Origin of the sequence: Streptomyces sp. NPDC017520 (assembly GCF_044329855.1) — a bacterium.
Lineage (GTDB): Bacteria > Actinomycetota > Actinomycetes > Streptomycetales > Streptomycetaceae > Streptomyces.
In genome coordinates this window covers 802,973-819,212 of the sequence record NZ_JBIRKB010000001.1, presented here as the reverse complement: position 1 = coordinate 819,212, position 16,240 = coordinate 802,973, and the positions used below count along the sequence as shown (strand labels likewise).

20 protein-coding genes are annotated in these 16,240 nt (G+C 71.5%); 1 reads left to right on the top strand and 19 read right to left on the bottom strand.

Going from position 1 to position 16,240, the window contains the following annotated elements; genetic code table 11:
• Positions 1 to 51: 51 nt before the first annotated feature.
• Together tsf and rpsB are read right to left on the bottom strand one after the other, a co-directional pair.
• A complete protein-coding gene (gene tsf, locus ACH4KB_RS03655) occupies positions 52 to 888 on the bottom strand; it encodes a translation elongation factor Ts (RefSeq protein ID WP_018960720.1) in 837 nt (278 codons plus the stop codon).
• Positions 889 to 987: 99 nt separating this feature from the next.
• Positions 988 to 1,938 carry a 30S ribosomal protein S2 gene (gene rpsB, locus ACH4KB_RS03650; protein WP_398063163.1) on the bottom strand — a complete coding sequence of 317 codons (951 nt, stop codon included), beginning with the start codon at positions 1,936 to 1,938 and terminating at the stop codon, positions 988 to 990.
• A gap of 321 nt (positions 1,939 to 2,259) precedes the next feature.
• Between rpsB and ACH4KB_RS03645 the strand changes: the two genes are divergently transcribed.
• Positions 2,260 to 3,057 (top strand): murein hydrolase activator EnvC family protein, encoded by a 798-nt coding sequence (locus ACH4KB_RS03645; RefSeq protein WP_398063161.1) that lies wholly within the window; start codon positions 2,260 to 2,262, stop codon positions 3,055 to 3,057.
• Here the strand turns inward: ACH4KB_RS03645 and ACH4KB_RS03640 are convergent.
• The 17 genes from ACH4KB_RS03640 to ACH4KB_RS03560 all read right to left on the bottom strand — a co-directional run bounded on the left by ACH4KB_RS03640 (position 3,008) and on the right by ACH4KB_RS03560 (position 16,084).
• Positions 3,008 to 3,565, bottom strand: coding sequence for a TetR/AcrR family transcriptional regulator (locus tag ACH4KB_RS03640; RefSeq protein WP_018960723.1), 558 nt, complete (start codon positions 3,563 to 3,565; stop codon positions 3,008 to 3,010). The two genes, ACH4KB_RS03645 and ACH4KB_RS03640, sit on opposite strands and share 50 nt — an antisense overlap.
• A 105-nt stretch (positions 3,566 to 3,670) precedes the next feature.
• Positions 3,671 to 4,507 (bottom strand): RNA polymerase sigma factor WhiG, encoded by an 837-nt coding sequence (whiG, locus tag ACH4KB_RS03635; protein WP_398063159.1) that lies wholly within the window; start codon positions 4,505 to 4,507, stop codon positions 3,671 to 3,673.
• Between the two features lie 254 nt (positions 4,508 to 4,761).
• The gene (dprA, locus tag ACH4KB_RS03630; protein WP_398063356.1) at positions 4,762 to 5,874 is read right to left on the bottom strand and encodes a DNA-processing protein DprA; all 1,113 of its coding nucleotides are present in this window, start codon (positions 5,872 to 5,874) and stop codon (positions 4,762 to 4,764) included.
• 251 nt (positions 5,875 to 6,125) lie between these two features.
• Positions 6,126 to 7,748, bottom strand: coding sequence for a YifB family Mg chelatase-like AAA ATPase (locus ACH4KB_RS03625; protein ID WP_398063157.1), 1,623 nt, complete (start codon positions 7,746 to 7,748; stop codon positions 6,126 to 6,128).
• Positions 7,748 to 8,107 carry a YraN family protein gene (locus tag ACH4KB_RS03620; protein ID WP_398063155.1) on the bottom strand — a complete coding sequence of 120 codons (360 nt, stop codon included), beginning with the start codon at positions 8,105 to 8,107 and terminating at the stop codon, positions 7,748 to 7,750. Before ACH4KB_RS03620 ends, ACH4KB_RS03625 begins: the two co-directional genes overlap by 1 nt.
• A 158-nt stretch (positions 8,108 to 8,265) precedes the next feature.
• Positions 8,266 to 8,574, bottom strand: a complete 309-nt coding sequence (locus ACH4KB_RS03615) for a DUF2469 domain-containing protein (RefSeq protein WP_003965949.1) — start codon at positions 8,572 to 8,574, stop codon at positions 8,266 to 8,268.
• 64 nt (positions 8,575 to 8,638) lie between these two features.
• A complete protein-coding gene (locus tag ACH4KB_RS03610; RefSeq protein WP_398063153.1) occupies positions 8,639 to 9,127 on the bottom strand; it encodes an NUDIX hydrolase in 489 nt (162 codons plus the stop codon).
• Positions 9,124 to 9,879: a signal peptidase I gene (gene lepB / locus ACH4KB_RS03605; protein WP_398063151.1), complete on the bottom strand. Its 756-nt coding sequence runs from the start codon at positions 9,877 to 9,879 to the stop codon at positions 9,124 to 9,126. The genes ACH4KB_RS03610 and lepB (ACH4KB_RS03605) overlap by 4 nt, the downstream gene beginning before the upstream one ends.
• Positions 9,880 to 9,929: 50 nt before the next feature.
• Entirely contained in the window at positions 9,930 to 10,826 is an 897-nt protein-coding gene (gene lepB / locus ACH4KB_RS03600; protein WP_398063354.1) for a signal peptidase I, read from the bottom strand.
• Positions 10,729 to 11,805 carry a signal peptidase I gene (gene lepB, locus ACH4KB_RS03595; protein ID WP_398063149.1) on the bottom strand — a complete coding sequence of 359 codons (1,077 nt, stop codon included), beginning with the start codon at positions 11,803 to 11,805 and terminating at the stop codon, positions 10,729 to 10,731. The genes lepB (ACH4KB_RS03600) and lepB (ACH4KB_RS03595) overlap by 98 nt, the downstream gene beginning before the upstream one ends.
• Complete coding sequence (gene lepB / locus ACH4KB_RS03590; protein ID WP_398063147.1) at positions 11,798 to 12,568, bottom strand: signal peptidase I; 771 nt, start codon at positions 12,566 to 12,568, stop codon at positions 11,798 to 11,800. The genes lepB (ACH4KB_RS03595) and lepB (ACH4KB_RS03590) overlap by 8 nt, the downstream gene beginning before the upstream one ends.
• A 66-nt stretch (positions 12,569 to 12,634) precedes the next feature.
• The gene (gene rplS / locus ACH4KB_RS03585) at positions 12,635 to 12,985 is read right to left on the bottom strand and encodes a 50S ribosomal protein L19 (protein WP_265599056.1); all 351 of its coding nucleotides are present in this window, start codon (positions 12,983 to 12,985) and stop codon (positions 12,635 to 12,637) included.
• A gap of 130 nt (positions 12,986 to 13,115) precedes the next feature.
• Positions 13,116 to 13,937 carry a tRNA (guanosine(37)-N1)-methyltransferase TrmD gene (trmD, locus tag ACH4KB_RS03580; RefSeq protein ID WP_398063145.1) on the bottom strand — a complete coding sequence of 274 codons (822 nt, stop codon included), beginning with the start codon at positions 13,935 to 13,937 and terminating at the stop codon, positions 13,116 to 13,118.
• The gene (gene rimM, locus ACH4KB_RS03575) at positions 13,937 to 14,527 is read right to left on the bottom strand and encodes a ribosome maturation factor RimM (protein ID WP_398063143.1); all 591 of its coding nucleotides are present in this window, start codon (positions 14,525 to 14,527) and stop codon (positions 13,937 to 13,939) included. The genes trmD and rimM overlap by 1 nt, the downstream gene beginning before the upstream one ends.
• 123 nt (positions 14,528 to 14,650) lie before the next feature.
• Positions 14,651 to 14,890 carry an RNA-binding protein gene (locus ACH4KB_RS03570; protein WP_003965959.1) on the bottom strand — a complete coding sequence of 80 codons (240 nt, stop codon included), beginning with the start codon at positions 14,888 to 14,890 and terminating at the stop codon, positions 14,651 to 14,653.
• 2 nt (positions 14,891 to 14,892) lie between these two features.
• Positions 14,893 to 15,333, bottom strand: coding sequence for a 30S ribosomal protein S16 (gene rpsP / locus ACH4KB_RS03565; RefSeq protein WP_215108526.1), 441 nt, complete (start codon positions 15,331 to 15,333; stop codon positions 14,893 to 14,895).
• A gap of 157 nt (positions 15,334 to 15,490) precedes the next feature.
• Positions 15,491 to 16,084, bottom strand: a complete 594-nt coding sequence (locus tag ACH4KB_RS03560) for a hypothetical protein (RefSeq protein ID WP_398063140.1) — start codon at positions 16,082 to 16,084, stop codon at positions 15,491 to 15,493.
• Between the last annotated feature and the right edge of the window lie 156 nt (positions 16,085 to 16,240).

The window sequence follows — 16,240 nt, the reverse complement described above, 5'->3', positions numbered from 1 at the left end:
CGTCGACTGCACCAGACCCTATCGGGTCCGGCGCTGTTCGCCCGGACGGAGTCAGATGCCGACCTTGATGCGCGAGAAGCGCTTCAGGGTGACACCGGCCTCGTCCAGGACCTTCTGGACCGACTTCTTGGCGTCCAGCGCGTACGGCTGGCCCAGGAGGGTGGCCTCCTTGAAGAAGCCGTTGACCCGACCCTCGACGATCTTCGGGAGCGCGGCCTCGGGCTTGCCCTCGGCGCGCGTGGTCTCCTCGGCGACGCGACGCTCGGCCTCGACGACCTCGGCCGGGACGTCCTCGCGGGACAGGTACTTCGGGGCGAAGGCGGCGATGTGCTGCGCGATGCCCTTGGCCAGCTCTGCGTCGGCCTTGTCCAGCTCGACCAGAACACCGATCTGCGGGGGCAGGTCGGGCATGGTGCGGTGCATGTACACACCGACGTAGGCGCCGGTGAACTGCGCGAAGCGGTCCAGGACGATCTTCTCGCCGAGGTTGGCGTTGGCCTCGTCGACGTACGCCTGGACGGTCTTGCCGGCCTCGATCTCGGAGGCGAGGAGCGCCTCGATGTCGGCCGGGGAGGTCGCGGCGACGTGAGCGGCGAGGGTGTTGGCGACGGCCTGGAACTTCTCGCCCTTGGCGACGAAGTCCGTCTCGCACTTCAGCTCGAGGAGGACGCCGGACGTCTGGTCCTCGGAAATGAGGGAGACGACGGCACCGTTCTCGGCAGAGCGGCCCTCGCGCTTGGCGACGCCCTTCTGGCCCTTGATACGGAGCGCCTCGACGGCCTTGTCGACGTTGCCGTCGGCCTCGTCGAGCGCCTTCTTGCAGTCCATCATGCCGGCGCCGGTGAGCTCGCGGAGCTTCTTGACGTCAGCGGCGGTGTAGTTCGCCATGAGTCTGTATGTCTCTCTCGAAGTCTGAAAGATCTACGGGTGAACGGCGGGGGCGACGCTTGTGGCGTCAGCCCCCGCCGTCAGTAGCCGTGACGGGTGTCAGGCCTGCTCGGCGTCCGCGTCGGCGGCCGGGGCCTCGGCGGCGGCCGGAGCCTCGACAGCGGCCTCGGCCTCGGCGACGGCCTCGGCCGGCGTCTCGGCGTCGGCTGCGGCGTCCTTCTCGGTCTCGACGGAGGACTGGACCTCGGCGGCAGCCGCGGTCTCGTCCTTCTTGTCGCCCTCGAGCAGGTCGCGCTCCCACTCGGCGAGGGGCTCGCCGGCGGCCTTCTCGCCCGGCTTCGAGTCACCGGTGGCGGCACCGGAGCGGGCGATGAGGCCCTCGGCGACGGCGTCGGCGATCACGCGGGTGAGCAGGGTGACGGAGCGGATCGCGTCGTCGTTGCCCGGAATCTTGTAGTCGACCTCGTCGGGGTCGCAGTTGGTGTCGAGGATCGCGACGACCGGGATGTGGAGCTTGCGCGCCTCACCGACGGCGATGTGCTCCTTCTTGGTGTCGACGATCCAGACGGCGCTGGGCACCTTCTGCATCTCGCGGATACCACCGAGGGTCTTCTCCAGCTTGGCCTTCTCGCGCGAGAGGACCAGGAGCTCCTTCTTGGTGAGGCCGGAGGCGGCCACGTCCTCGAAGTCGATGACCTCAAGCTCCTTCAGACGCTGAAGGCGCTTGTAGACGGTGGAGAAGTTGGTGAGCATGCCACCGAGCCAACGCTGGTTGACGTACGGCATGCCGACGCGCGTCGCCTGCTCGGCGATGGCCTCCTGGGCCTGCTTCTTCGTACCCACGAACATGATGGAGCCGCCGTGGGCGACGGTCTCCTTGACGAACTCGTAGGCGCGGTCGATGTACGACAGCGACTGGAGCAGGTCGATGATGTAGATGCCGTTGCGCTCGGTGAAGATGAAGCGCTTCATCTTCGGGTTCCAGCGACGGGTCTGGTGACCGAAGTGGACGCCGCTTTCCAGCAGCTCCCGCATCGTGACGACGGCCATGGCCGTACTCCTTGAGGTGCTCGGTTATCGCGACCGCAGGTTTGCGCTCGCGCCTGACGCCCCGACGCGCCGTGCCACGAGGGACCGAGGAGCGCGGCCACCTCCGAGAAGAGGGAGGTGGCGGGGCGTGCGAAGTCGACCCGGTGACCCGGATCGCCGTAAGAAGTGTACGGGACCGGTCGGGTGCCTGGTGACGGCGACGTCCACAACCGGGCGACGGTGAGTCCACGGCCGGGTGGCCGCGATATCCACAACCGGCGAGTAGTCCACAGGAACAACCCCTGATCCCCGGAATCCGGGCCTCCGGGCCATCGTGGCGTCATGCGTCTTCAGCCCGGCCCACGCCGCTCCCTCGCCCGCCGCGCCCCGTTCCTGCCGCTCCTGGTGCTCTTGGCGGGCCTCGTGCTCCCGCTGTGCGTGCCGCTCCCGGCCCGCCCCTCGGCCCCGGGTGGGTCCGTCGTCCCGGCCGGAGCCCTGGCGTCCTCGCCGGGAGCGGACACCGACGCGGCCGTCCGTGCGGGCGCCGGCACGGACGGCGGCACGGACGGCGGCACGGACGGCGGCACGGACGGCGGCACGGGGGATGGCACGGGGGATGGCACCGGCAGCGACGCCCGGAGCTGGCCGCTGGCGGGGAGGCCCACGGTGTCACGGGGGTGGGAGCCGCCCGCCGGTCCGTACGGGCCCGGCCATCGCGGCGTGGACCTCGCGGCGGGGCCGGGCGCCCGGGTGCTGGCGGCCGCCGACGGCCGGGTGTCGTTCGCGGGCCGGGTGGCGGGGCGCGGGGTGGTCGCCGTCGAGGTGGCCGGCAGCGGTTCGCCGCCGCTGCGCACCACGTACGAGCCGGTGCGGGCGCTGGTCGAGGAGGGCGCGAGCGCCCGGGCCGGGCAGCCGGTCGGGGTGCTGGAGGAAGGGCCGTTCCACTGCGACGAGGGCTGTCTGCACTGGGGGCTGCGGCGCGGGGACGCCTATCTGGACCCGCTCTCGCTGCTGCCGCCCTCACTGCTGCGGAAGGGCCCCTCGCGGCTGCTGCCGGTGTTCGGGGTGCCGGAGCCGGACGCCGTCAGGGTCAGCCGCTCACGCCGCGCAGGACCATCGCGACGACGGTGTCCGCGATGACCCCCGGCTCCTCCGCGACACCCAGTTCGATACGGCGCACGGCGGCGTCGACCGAACCCTGCATGAGCATGGCGGCCAGTCGCGGCTGTGTGTGGCCGAGGTCGCCCAGCGCTTCGACGATCATGGCGATCAGTCCGCCGTGCGCGGCCCTGATCTTCTCCCGGGCGCCCGCGTCCAGCTCGCTCGCCGAGATCGCGACGACCGCGCGGTGGCGACGGTCCCCGACGAGGTCGAGCTGCCGGCGCACATACGCCTCGATCTTCGCCTCGGGCGTCTCGGCGCCCTGCATGGCGTTCTCGACCTCGGCCGCCCAGACGGGGAAGTCGACGGCGCACAGCTCCTCGACGACGGCGGCACGGGAGCGGAAGTACTCGTACACGGAGGAGCGCGCGAGGCCCGTGCGCTCGGCGAGCGCGGGGAAGGTCAGCGCCTCCGTCCCGCCCTCGGACAGCAGGGAGCGCGCGGCGTCCAGGAGGGCGCCGCGCTGCATGGTCCGGTGCTCGGCCACCGAGGCCGCTCTAATCCTGGGCACACGTCCACTCTACGGCGGCGGGGGTGCGGGGGAAGGGCACGGCCGCCGATCGGATGGCCGGAGAGCGCCCGGAAGGGGGCGTCAGCGGCCCGCGTCGGCCAGCTTCGCCCGGAGCTGGAGCACGGACTTGGTGTGGATCTGACTGACCCTGCTCTCGGTCACCCCGAGGACGTTGCCGATCTCCGCGAGGGTGAGCCCCTCGTAGTAGTAGAGGGTCACCACGGTCTTCTCGCGGTCGGGGAGAGTGTTGATGGCCCGCGCGAGCAGTCTTCTCAGCTCGCGGTCCTCGGCGACCTCCACCGGATTGTCGGCGGCGGTGTCCTCCAGGGTGTCCATCAGGCTCAGCCGGTCGCCGCCCTCGCCGCCGACGTGCAGCAGCTCCTCCAGGGCGACCACGTTGGCCAGCGACAACTGGCTGAAAACAGCGTGCAGTTCCTCCAGGGCGATGCCCATCTCCGAGGCGACCTCGGCCTCCGACGGCGTACGCCGGAACTGCGCCTCCAACGTGGCGTACGCGCGCTCCACGTTCCGCGCCTTCTGGCGGACGGACCGCGGGATCCAGTCCAGGGCCCGGAGTTCGTCGATCATCGCGCCGCGGATCCTGGTGATCGCGTACGTCTCGAACTTGATGGCCCGTTCGATGTCGAACTTCTCGATGGCGTCGATCAGTCCGAAGACCCCGGAGGAGACGAAGTCGGCCTGCTCGACGTTGGAGGGCAACCCCACGCTCACCCGGCCCGCGACGTACTTCACGAGCGGCGAGTAGTGCAGGATCAGCTGCTCCCGCAGTCGCTCGTCGCCCGTGGATTTGTACGAGCGCCACAACTCGTCGAGGGAGGAGGGGGCGGGAGGGCGCACAGTGCCACGCGCAACCGGTGGTACTGCCGCGCGGTCAGACCCGGAGGTGTGCTGGGGCATGTGGTGCCTTGAGCCGTTCTGCCGTGAAGTGCTGGGGGACTTTTGTCTGGGGCGGAATCCTTGTGAGCGTAGCGTGACTGTGACGTCGCAGTCCGCGCAGGCCGGGAGATCCCTGCCGCCTGATTGCGTTCCGCCGTTCACGCCGTCCATGCCCGCCGGAGGCCGGGGCCGCCGCCGCGGGCACGGGCCCTGAACAGGTCACCGATCGATCGTGCGAGGTCATCGGCCTTACCTTTTCACCCGAATGCTCCAGGTCAAGTACCGCCTCGCCGCGCGTCGTCGTTGCGTGCCGACGGAGGCGTCAATCGCCAGCCGTCGCCTTCACGTTCGACGAACCCCAGTGAGTGCAGCTCGTACAGTCGGCCGAGCGTTTCGTCGGCGGACGTCCCCGCCGTGCGGGCGAGGTCACGGGGGTGGGCGACACCGTGGTAAGGGAGTGCGTCGAGGACCCGCGCGGCGACCGCGTCCAGGTGGTCCCTGGGCAGCACCGGGCCTCGGCGGACCGGTGGGAGGTCGCCGATGTCCCCGACCAGCTCGACGACTTCGTCCGCGTCGGTGACGAGCACGCCCTCACCGCGCAACAACTCGTGGACCCCTGCCGACAGTCCGCTGGTGGCGGGGCCGGGGACCCCCATCGCGAAGCGGCCGAGCCGTTGCGCCTGGCGGGCGGTGACCAGCGAACCGCTGCGGTACTCGGCCTCCACCACGACCGTCCCCCGGGTCAGCGCGGCGATGACACGGTTGCGCAGGATGAAGCGGCTGCGGGTGGGGTGGGAGGTCGGCGGCAACTCGGCGACGATGAGGCCCTGTTGTGCCAGCCGCCCGAGCAACTCGGCGTGCCCGCGCGGGTAGGCGACGTCGACCCCGCAGGCCAGCACCGCCGTCGTCGCTCCGCCCGCGGCCAGCGCGCCGCGGTGGGCGGCCCCGTCCACCCCGAACGCCGCGCCCGACACCACCACCCAGCCACGCTCGGCGAGCCCGGAGCCGAGGGCCGCCGCCATGTGCGCCCCGTACGGGGTGCAGGCCCGCGCGCCGACCACCGCGACCGAGCGCAGGGACCACAGCCGCAGATCGGGCCGCCCCCGCACCCAGAGCCCGACCGGCCGCGCGTCGCCCAGGTCGTCCAGTTGGCTCGGCCATTCCCGGTCCCCCGGGCAGACGAAGCGCCCGCCCACCGCGGCGACCGCGGCCAGGTCCCGCCCCGGCTCGGCTCCGGCGGCCCGCAGCCGGTAGCCCTCGAGCCGTGCGGCGGTCATCCCGGGCAGCCTCTCGGCGGAGCCGTCCTCGGCGGTGAGCCTCCGCATCAGCTCGATGGGGCCGGTCCGCCGGAGCCAGCGCCCCGCGCGCTCGTCCCCCGGCTCCAGCACCCGGGTCAGCGCGGCCCTGGCCAGCCGCTCCGCGTCCCTGTGCCGCCCGTGATCCCGGCCACCGTCCCGGAGCGGCTCCGGCCCGTGCACCCGGCCGCCGGACTCCGCGCCGCCCTCCCGGCCCGGCTCCACCCCGGACTCCCGGCCCGGCCCGCGCCCCCGGCTCGCGCCCGGATCACCGTCCCGGGCCGACTCCCGGCCGGGCCCCGGCGGGCACCCCGGCCCCGGCACCCCCTTACCCGTCGGCCCGGTCACCGCTCCCCCACCCCCAGCGGCACCCCGCGCTGGATACCCGTACGCAGCTCCAGGGCGACCGCTACGTCGGAGGCGTCCGGGCGGTCGGCTCCCCGTAGGTCCGCCACGGTCCAGGCCACCCTCAGCACCCGGTCCAGTCCCCGGGCCGTGAGGATCCCGCGCTCCAGATCCCGCTCCGCGGCCGCCAGCGCTCCCGGGGCCGCGAGCAGCCGGGTCCGCAACTCATGGCCCGGCACCTCGCTGTTCGTGGTCCACGGGGTGCCGGCCAGCCGCTCGGCCGCCCGCGCCCTGGCGTCCCGCACCCGTGCGGCGACGACGGCCGTCGACTCGCCCCGGCCACCCTGCCCCAGGAGGTCCGCGCGGTCGACCGGCTCCACCTCGACCCGCAGGTCCACCCGGTCGAGGAGGGGCCCGGACAGCCGCGCCTGGTAGCGGCGGACGACCGAGGGCGGGCACTCGCAGCCCGCACCGGTGAGCGAGTGCCGGCCGCAGGGACACGGATTGGCGGCCAGCACCATCAGGAAACGGGCCGGCAGCCGCACCACCCCCGCGGACCGCGCGACCACCACGTGCCCCGACTCCAGCGGCTGCCGCAGCGCGTCGAGGGCCTTGCCCGAGAACTCGGGGGCCTCGTCCAGGAAGAGCACCCCGCGGTGGGCCAGGGACACCGCCCCGGGCCTCGGCATCCCGTTGCCCCCGCCGACCAGGGACTGCATGGTCGCCGAGTGGTGCGGGGCGCAGAAGGGCGCCCGGGAGACGAGCGGTTCACCCGGGGGAAGGATGCCCGCCACGGAGTGGACCGCCGTCACTTCGAGGGATTCCTGCCGGGTCAGCGGCGGCAGGACCGACGACAGCCGCTCGGCCAGCATGGTCTTGCCGGCGCCCGGCGGGCCCGAGAACAGCAGATGGTGGCCCCCGGCCGCGGCCACCTCCAGGGCCTGGCGCGGGCGCGGCTGCCCCGCGACGTCCGCCAGGTCGTGCCGGTGCCCGTCGCCCCTGCCGACGGCCGGGACGAGCCCCGTACCGAGGCCCGTGCCCGGGATCAAGAGCCCGGCCAGCATGGCGTCGGGGCGTCCCTGGCCGTCGACCGGCTCCTCGGGCACCGGTTCGTCGCACAGGACGGCGATGAGCTGGCGCAGGCTCCGGACGCCCAGGACCGAGACCCCCGGCACCAGGGCCGCCTCCCCGGCCGTCTGCTCGGGGACGACGACCTGCTCGTACCCCGCTTCGGCCGCCGCGAGGACGGCGGGCAGCACGCCCCGTACCGGACGGACCCGGCCGTCCAGACCCAGCTCGCCGATCATCACCACGTCGGCGATCGCGGCGGGGTCGATCCGCTCCGCCGCGCCGAGGACCGCACACGCGACGGCGAGATCGAAGCCCGAACCGCTCTTCGGCACGGAGGCCGGGGAGAGGCCGACCGTGAGCTTCTTCTGCGGCCACTCGGCACCGGAATTGACCACGGCGGCCCGCACCCGGTCCCGGCTCTCGACCAGGCTCTTGTCCGGCAGTCCGACCAGGGTGAAGGCCGCTACGCCCGGCTCCAGGTCCGCCTGGACCTCCACCACCACGCCCTCGACGCCGACCAGTGCCACGGAACACGCTCGTGCGAAGCCCATCAGGACACCCCCCGGGCGTGCTCCGCGACCGGGGCTCCGCGCCGAGGCACGATCACCCCGATCAGATCGATGCGGACCCCGCCGGGCGGTGGCCCGCCGTGCCGGTCGAGCCAGATCTCGGCGAGCCGTCGCAGCCGGTCCGCCTTGACCGGACCGACCGCCGCCATGGGGTGTTCGAACCCTTGTGACCTGCGCGTCTTCACCTCGCAGAAGACCAGGGCGTCGCCGTCCCAGGCCACGATGTCGATCTCTCCGGCGCGACAGCGCCAGTTGCGCTCGACCACTGCCATTCCGGCTTCGGCCAGCAGCCGCGCCGCCAGATCCTCGCCGTACCGCCCGAGTGCCCCCCGTGCGTTCATATCGGCACCACCTCCGGCACCGACTCTGGCCCGGCCCGCCCGAAGATGTGGATCTTGGTGGACAACTCCGCGGATGTGGAAAACCCGGCCACCCACAAGGGTGACCGGGTCGTGTCCGCGACGCGCGTATCGGGGGCCCGGCACCGGGCAGCGCGGGGTCAGCCTCCCGGAAGTTCCAGATCGCTCTTGTTGAGCTCTTCGATGTTGACGTCCTTGAAGGTCAGCACGCGGACCTGCTTGACGAACCTCGCGGGCCGGTACATGTCCCAGACCCAGGCGTCCGCCATGGACACCTCGAAGAAAACCTCACCCTGGACGGAGTGCACCTGCATCTCGTAGTCGTTGGTGAGGTAGAAGCGCCGTTCGGTCTCGATCACATATTTGAACAGACCGACGACATCGCGGTACTCCCGGTAGAGCTTCAGCTCCATCTCGGTCTCGTACTTCTCGAGGTCCTCGGCGCTCATGGCATGTTTCCCCTTCAGCCGTGCGTGCCCCCATTGTGCGTCAGCCTCCGGCCCCCCTGGACGATTAGACGATTTCGGGGGTCAGAACCAGCGGATCGCACGGGGGACCCTCGTCGAGGAGCGTGCGCAGCAGCTCGGCGAGTCTGGTCGGGTACACCGTCTCACGCGTCGCGAGCAGTTCGGCGGAAGTCCACCACCTCAGACCGGCGACGCTGCGCAGTTCCAGGTCGGTGAGGCCCTGCGGGGCCGTCGCGGTCTGCGTCGTACGGGCCAGGTAGTACCACTCGTCCTGGTCCCAGCGCCGCCCGTCGAACGGGAAGGAACAGATCCGGGTCCAGAGCAGTGGGCCCAGCTCGATGTCCGTGATCCCGGTCTCCTCCGCCAGCTCGCGGCGGGCCGCCGCCTCCCGGGTCTCGTCGCCCTCCAGGCCCCCGCCCGGGGTGAACCACCAGGCGTCGGCCGGGTCGTCCGGCTCATGGCCGTGCAGCAGCAGGACGCGGTCGTCGGGGTCCAGGAGGACCACCCGGGCAACTCTGCGGGCCCCGGAGGTCATCGGGCCGCTCCGGCGGGCGTCCTCCGGCGGGCGACGCGCGCCGCCACGGGCCCGTACACCGCGCCGACGAGGATCAGCAGGGCTCCCACCACGATCGCGCCCAGCTGGAACCGCAGCGGCCCGGCGTCGGACACCCCGCCGGGCAGCGCGGCGAACGAGGCGGGCCGGTCGATCATGCCGTCCATCGGCCAGGCCACCGCGTCCACCCGGGCCCGCACCGCGCTCAGCGGCACGGAGCCCTCGCCGCCGTCCTGGAGGTGGACCCGGGAGTCCAGGGAAGTGGCCCGTTCGTCGCCGAGCAGAAATATCTGGCCCTGGGGCACGGTGGCGGAGAAGTCCTGGGGCGAGGCCGGCGCCTTCGTGCCCGGGGCCGCCGGGCCCCGGTCGAGGTAGGGCTCGTCGACGGGGGTTCCGTTGACGGTGAGCCGCCCGTCCCGGTCGCAGCAGGCCACCTTGTCCCCGCCGGTTCCGACGACGCGCTTCACCATCGGTGTGGCGCCCCAGGCCTCGTCGGTGAAGACCACCACGTCACCGCGCCGGACGTCGGCGCCGTCTATCCGCTCGGCGAGCACCCGGTCACCGGGCTGCACCGTGGGGGACATCGAGTCCGTCGGGACCGTGTACGGCTGGTAGACCACCGCCGCCCAGACGAAACCGCCGAGGAAGAGCACACAGCCGACGGCCACGGCCAAGCCCGACACCATGGCGCCGAGCCGGCCGCGGCCGTCTTCCTTGCGTCCTGTACCGCTCATCCCAGCGCTCCCCCGTCGGAGATCGACAATCGCTGATCCGAGTGGGCACCCTACCCGGCGGTACGCCCGGCGGTCAGCCTCCGGCGGCGCCACAGCACGAGGGGCACCGCTCCGGCTACGCCCAGTGCCGCCGGCGCCATCGCGGCGGCCGCGTTCAGACCGGGCTGGTCGAAGGTGTCCGGGACCGGAAGGGTCGACCAGCGGCCCAGCGGCCAGGCGATGACGACGGCGCGGCCGACGACCTCGTCGGTGGAGACCGTGCCCTGCCCCGGAAGCTCCTGGTGGTAGCGCGAGTCCAGGGAGTTCTGCCGGTGGTCTCCCATGACGAAGATCCGGCCGTCCGGCACCTTGATCGGGCCGAAGGGCTTGTCGTTGCACGGGGTGTTCCCCGGGAAGATGAACGACTTCTCGTCCAGGCTCTTCCCGTTGACCGTGACCGGACCGTTCTCCTTGCACTCCACGGTGTCACCGCCGACCGCGACGACCCGCTTGATCAGGTCCTTCTCCTCGGAGGACGGCATCAGGCCGATGAAGCTCAGGAACTTCTGCACCGCGTTGGGCTCCGGGGTCACGGTGTCCTCCAGCCAGCCGCCCGGGTCGTGGAAGACCACCACCTCACCGCGCTCCGGCTCCGAGCCGAACCACGGGGTCAGCTTGTCGACCAGCACCCGGTCACCCCGCTGCAGAGTGTTCTGCATGGAGTCCGAGGGGATCGAGAACGCCTGGACCAGAAACGTCTTGATCAGCAGCGCCAGAACCAGCGCGATACCGACGAGCAGCGGAAGCTCCAGCCAGAAGGAACGTTGCCTCCTGGCCGGCCTGCCGCCGTCGCCGCCCGGGGGATCGCCCTCACCCTCCGGCGGGACCGCCGCCCCGCCCGCGGGAGACTCGTCGCGCTCCGGCCGGTCCTCGGGTTCGTCGTGTCCGGATCGTGCGCCGACCGCCAAATCCCCCACATCCACTCCTCAATACGTGCCACTGCCCGCGCCCGATCCGGTGCAGGCCCACCACTCCCATAACGAGCGGGAGTTCCGCAGGGGTCGGGAGCCGGACCATTCCATAGGGATCCGGAGGTGCCACACTATTCGACGGGGCCGGAGCCGCCGCCTCCGATGCGCGCGCGTCCGGGACCGCACCAAAGGCGTCGCGCTGTTCCAGGGTGCTCCAGTGGCCGAACGGCCAGGCGATCACGACGGCCCGCCCCACGACCTCCTCCTCGGAGACCGTGCCCCGGTCGGGTTCGTCGAGGTGGAAGCGGGAGTCGGCCGAGTCGGACCGGTGGTCCCCCATCACGAACAGTCGGCCCTGCGGAACCTTCACCTCGAACGAGATGGTCGAGGGCCGGTCGTCGGGGTGCAGGTACGTCTCGGCCAGCGGTACGCCGTTGACGGTGACCCGGCCGTCCTCGCCGCAGCACTTCACGGTGTCACCGCCGACCGCGATGACCCGCTTGATCAGGTCCTGCTCGTCGTCGGACGGCAGCAGCCCGATGAAGGTCAGCAGCTCGGTGACCTGCTTGACGCCGATCGGCGGGTCCTTCTTCTCCGCGGGGTTCTCCTGCCGGAGCCAGCCGCCGGGATCCTTGAACACCACGACGTCGCCGCGCTGCGGCTTCGATCCGAACCACGGGGTCAGCTTGTCCACGAGCACCCGGTCGCCGATCCTGATGGTCTGTTCCATCGACCCGGACGGGATGACGAACGCCTGTACCAGGAACGTCTTCAGGACGAGCGCGATCAGCAGCGCCACGACGACGAGGACGGGTATCTCCCGCACCGCGGACCCACGCCGCCTGCGCCGGACCTTCTTGGCCAGCCGGCGGCGCTCCGCCCGGGTGGGAAGGGAGCGCGGCCCGGTGGGCCCGGTTCCGGCCGGCACGGCCGCGTCGGGATCGGATGCGCCGCGCGGGCGCCCGCGGTTACCCATGCGCCGCGCCGGGAGCCCGTACGCCGCCGAAGGCGCCGGTCCCCTCCAGCGGACCCGTCCGGGCAGGCGGCCAGCCCAGCCAGTCCACCCGGCCGGTCACCCGCTCGACGGGGACCATCCCGCCGCCGGGCGATCCGAGATGGTCCCGGGAGTCGCTGGAGCGGCTGCGGTGGTCGCCCATCATCCACAGGGTGCCGGCGGGGACCACGATGTCGAAGGGCACCCGGGAGGCGGTGTCACCGGGGTGCAGGTACGGTTCGTCCACCACCACGGCGTTGACCGCGAGCCTTCCCCGCGCGTCGCAGCAGACGACGCGGTCACCGCCCACACCCACCACCCGCTTCACGAAGTCGGTGTCGGCGGGCTCCGTGAGCCCCAGGGAGGAGGCCGCCCCGCGCACCAGCCCGGTCAGCGGGTCCGCGTCGAGGTCCTCCCGGACGAACGAACCGGTGCCGTCGAAGACCACCACGTCGCCGCGCTCGGGCTCGGCGCCGAAACGGTAGGCCAGCTTGTTGACGAGAACCCGGTCACCGACCTTCAGCGTGGGCTCCATCGAGCGGCTGGGGATCAGGAACGGCTGGATCACGTAGGAGCTGAACAGCAGGAGAGCGACAGTGGCCAGGACCACCCCGGTGAGCACCCGCCGCCAGGACAGCACGGAGACGACACGGTCCCGCGTACGCGAAAAGCGCGACCTCTCCCCGGAACCCGCGTCGGGTTCCGGGGAGAGGTCGCGCTCCGAGTGCTGTGCTTGCGTGTCCATCGCGGCCGAAGTTTATCCGGCCATGCTGTGGACGGGTCACCCCCAGGGGGATGACCCGGCGGCGGCTCAGCGGTCGCGCTTCTCCTTGATCTTCGCGGCCTTGCCGCGCAGCTCACGGAGGAAGTACAGCTTGGCGCGACGGACGTCACCGCGGGTGACGAGCTCGATCTTCTCGAAGATCGGGCTGTGCACCGGGAAGGTGCGCTCGACGCCGACGCTGAAGGAGACCTTGCGGACCGTGAAGGTCTCGCTGACGCCCGAACCCTGGCGGCGGATGACGATGCCCTTGAACTGCTGGATACGGGAGCGGTTGCCCTCGATCACGCGCACGTGGACGTTGACGGTGTCACCGGGGCGGAACGCCGGGAGGTCCGAACGGAGGGTGGCGGCGTTGACGCCATCGAGCAGGGAAGCCATGGTTTCTGCTTTCTTCGCCGATGCCACAGGTCATCGACGGAATGTCGTTGAAGAGTTCGGAGTGCTGAGCGCGTCGGGCGGGCGTCTTTCCCCCTGTGGCAGGGGCGCACACCGGACGTACAGCAGCGGCCTATTCTTCCACGGCGGTGGGCCTGCGCCAAAATCGGCCGCCGGGCTCCGGTGCGAAGCCGAGGATGGAGAGGATCTCGCGGTCCTTCTTGTCGAAGGCGCTCGCCTCGCACCGCTCGATCAGGTCGGGCCGGTTGAGTGCCGTACGGGCGAAGGCCTGGTCCCGCCGCCAGCGGGCGATCTTGCCGTGGTGGCCGCTGAGCAGGACGTCCGGGATGGAGCGGCCGCGCCACTCGGGCGGCTTGGTGAAGACCGGGCCCTCCAGGAGGTTGGCCATCGCGCCCGGGGCGAAGGAGTCGTCCCGGTGGGACTCGGCGTTGCCGAGCACGCCCGGCAGCAGGCGGGCCACGGCCTCCGTGATCACCAGGACGGCCGCTTCCCCGCCGGCCAGCACGTAGTCCCCGATGGAGACCTCGACGACCCGCAGCCGGTCGGCGTACTCGTCGATCACCCGGCGGTCGATGCCCTCGTACCGGGCCGGGGTGAAGACGAGCCAGGGCTCGGCGGAGAGTTCGACGGCCAGTTCCTGGGTGAACGGCCGGCCGCTGGGCGTGGGCACGACGAGCACCGGGGAGTGCGCCCCGGCCTCGTAGCCGTCGGCCAGGGCCTCGTCGAGCGCCTCGCCCCACGGTTCGGTCTTCATGACCATGCCGGGGCCGCCGCCGTAGGGGGTGTCGTCGACCGTGTTGTGCCGGTCGTACGTCCACTCCCGCAGGTCGTGGACGTGGACGTCCAGCACGCCGCGGGCGCGGGCCTTGCCGACGAGAGAGACATTCAGCGGTTCCAGGTACTCCGGGAAGATCGTGACGACGTCGAGCCGCATCAGGCGTCGCCCTTCGGCGCCTCGTCCGCGCCCCCGGCGGCCTCTTCCTCTTCGTCGCGCGAGGAGGCGACCACGGCCTCGCTCTCGTCGATCAGGCCGGGCGGCGGGGTGATCACCGCGCGCTGCTCCTCCAGGTCGATCTCGGTGACGATCTCCTCCACGAAGGGGATCATCACCTCGCTGCCGTCGGGGCGCTCCACGATGAACAGGTCCTGCGAGGGCAGGTGGGAGATCTCGGTGATCCGGCCGATCCCGGTGCCGTCGGCGAGCACCACGTCGAGGTCGATCAGCTGGTGGTCGTAGAACTCGTCCTCGTCCTCGGGGAGTTCCTCCGGGTCCACCTCGGCGATCAGCAGGGTGTTGCGCAGCGCCTCGGCGCCGGTGCGGTCGTGCACACCCTCGAAGCGCAGCAGGAGCCTGCCGCTGTGGACCCGGCCCGTCTCGATCGTCAGCGGACCGGTCGCCGCCGGTTCGGTGGCCAGGACGGCGCCGGGTCCGAGCCGCAGCTCCGGCTCGTCCGTTCGTACCTCGACGGTGACCTCGCCCTTGATGCCGTGGGCGCGGCCGATCCGCGCGACTACCAACTGCACGCTGTTCTCCGATTGGTGGGTGGGGACGTCGACGACCTGCCGGAAACGTCCGGGTGGCCGACGACAAAGGCCGGGGACGGCCCGAAGGCCCTCCCCGGCCCTGGCCGGTGTTCAACTCGCTTATCAGCGAACCTGGTCCACATCGACGAGGTCGACGCGGATCCCACGGCCGCCGATGGCACCCACGACCGTGCGCAGGGCGCGGGCGGTGCGGCCGTTACGGCCGATCACCTTGCCGAGGTCGTCGGGGTGAACCCGGACCTCCAGCACGCGCCCGCGACGCAGGGTGCGCTCGGCAACCTGTACGTCGTCGGGGTTGTCGACGATGCCCTTCACGAGGTGCTCGAGAGCCTCCTCGAGCATGCTCAGGCCTCGGTCGACTCGGTGGACGCGGGGGCCTCAGCCGCCTCGTCCGCCTTCTTGTCGGACTTCTTGGCCTTGGGGGTGATGGCCTCACCCTTGGCCTCGTCGCCGTCCGAGGACAGCGCCTCGAACAGCGCGCGCTTGTCAGCCTTGGGCTCCGGCTGCAGCAGCGGCGCGGGGGCCGGGAGGCCCTTGTGGGCCTGCCAGTCACCGGTGAGCTTCAGGATCGCGAGGACCGGCTCGGTCGGCTGGGCGCCGACGGACAGCCAGTACTGCGCGCGCTCTGCGTTGACCTCGATGCGCGAGGGGTTCTGCACCGGGTGGTACAGGCCGATCTCCTCGATGGCCCGGCCATCACGGCGGGTACGGGAGTCGGCGACGACGATGCGGTAGTGAGGCGAACGGATCTTGCCCAGACGCTTCAGCTTGATCTTGACTGCCACGGAAGTGGTGTCTCCTGGTCTATGACGTGGTTGGGCACAACTAGATGCCACGTGGGGTTGCGGTACTCGGAGTGCCCGATGGACGCGTCAGCCGGAGGAGAGAGGGGTCCTGTGCGACTGTCGAGTACAGCTAGCCATTGTGCCACACCACATCGGCTCACCCCACCGCGACCGCCGCTTCCGGAATCCGGAACGGCTTGCCGCAGCCGCCGCAGACGATCGGCGCCTGCGCCAGGACCGACGGGACGACGCGGACGTTGCGTCCGCAGTCGCAGACGGCCTTGACCCGCACACCGCCCCCGGAGGAACCGTGCCGGGCGGCAGGTCCGCGGAAGGAGCGCTTGGTGTCGGCGGCGGTGGCGACGGTGTGCGCCTTGAGGGCGCGCTGCAGCCGTTCGGTGGTCGGACGGTACCGGCGCTTGGCTTCCGGAACCAGGGTGACCAGCGAGAATCCGCTGCTGGGGTGGGGTTCCTCGGCATGATCGAGGCCCAGCTCCTCGGCGATCGCGAGGAAGCGTCGGTTGTGGTAGCGGCCGGCGCGGGAGGTGTCTCGGACTCCTCTCGCGGCGGCGATGCCGTGGACTGCCTCATGGAGCAGTCGCTCGAAGGAGAGCTCGGCGCCACAGGCGGACGAGGACTCTCCGATCAGGGACTCGGGCGCGGCAAGATCGGGCAGCTCGGGGTGGTACCGCTGAATGTCGGCCCACGCCTGTGCCAGCTCTGCGGCAAGTACAGGTGGTGTCGTGCTCACGTCGTGACAACGAGCCCGAGGGCCCCGGTGTTCCTATTCCGGGGCATCCCAAATAATTTGCACGTACCAGTCAGTTGCCCTTGATGCGTCCGGACGAGGGCGGGTGCGCAGAACTGCGGAGAAGACGCGCAGCTCACACCAAGGTGGTGCACAGCG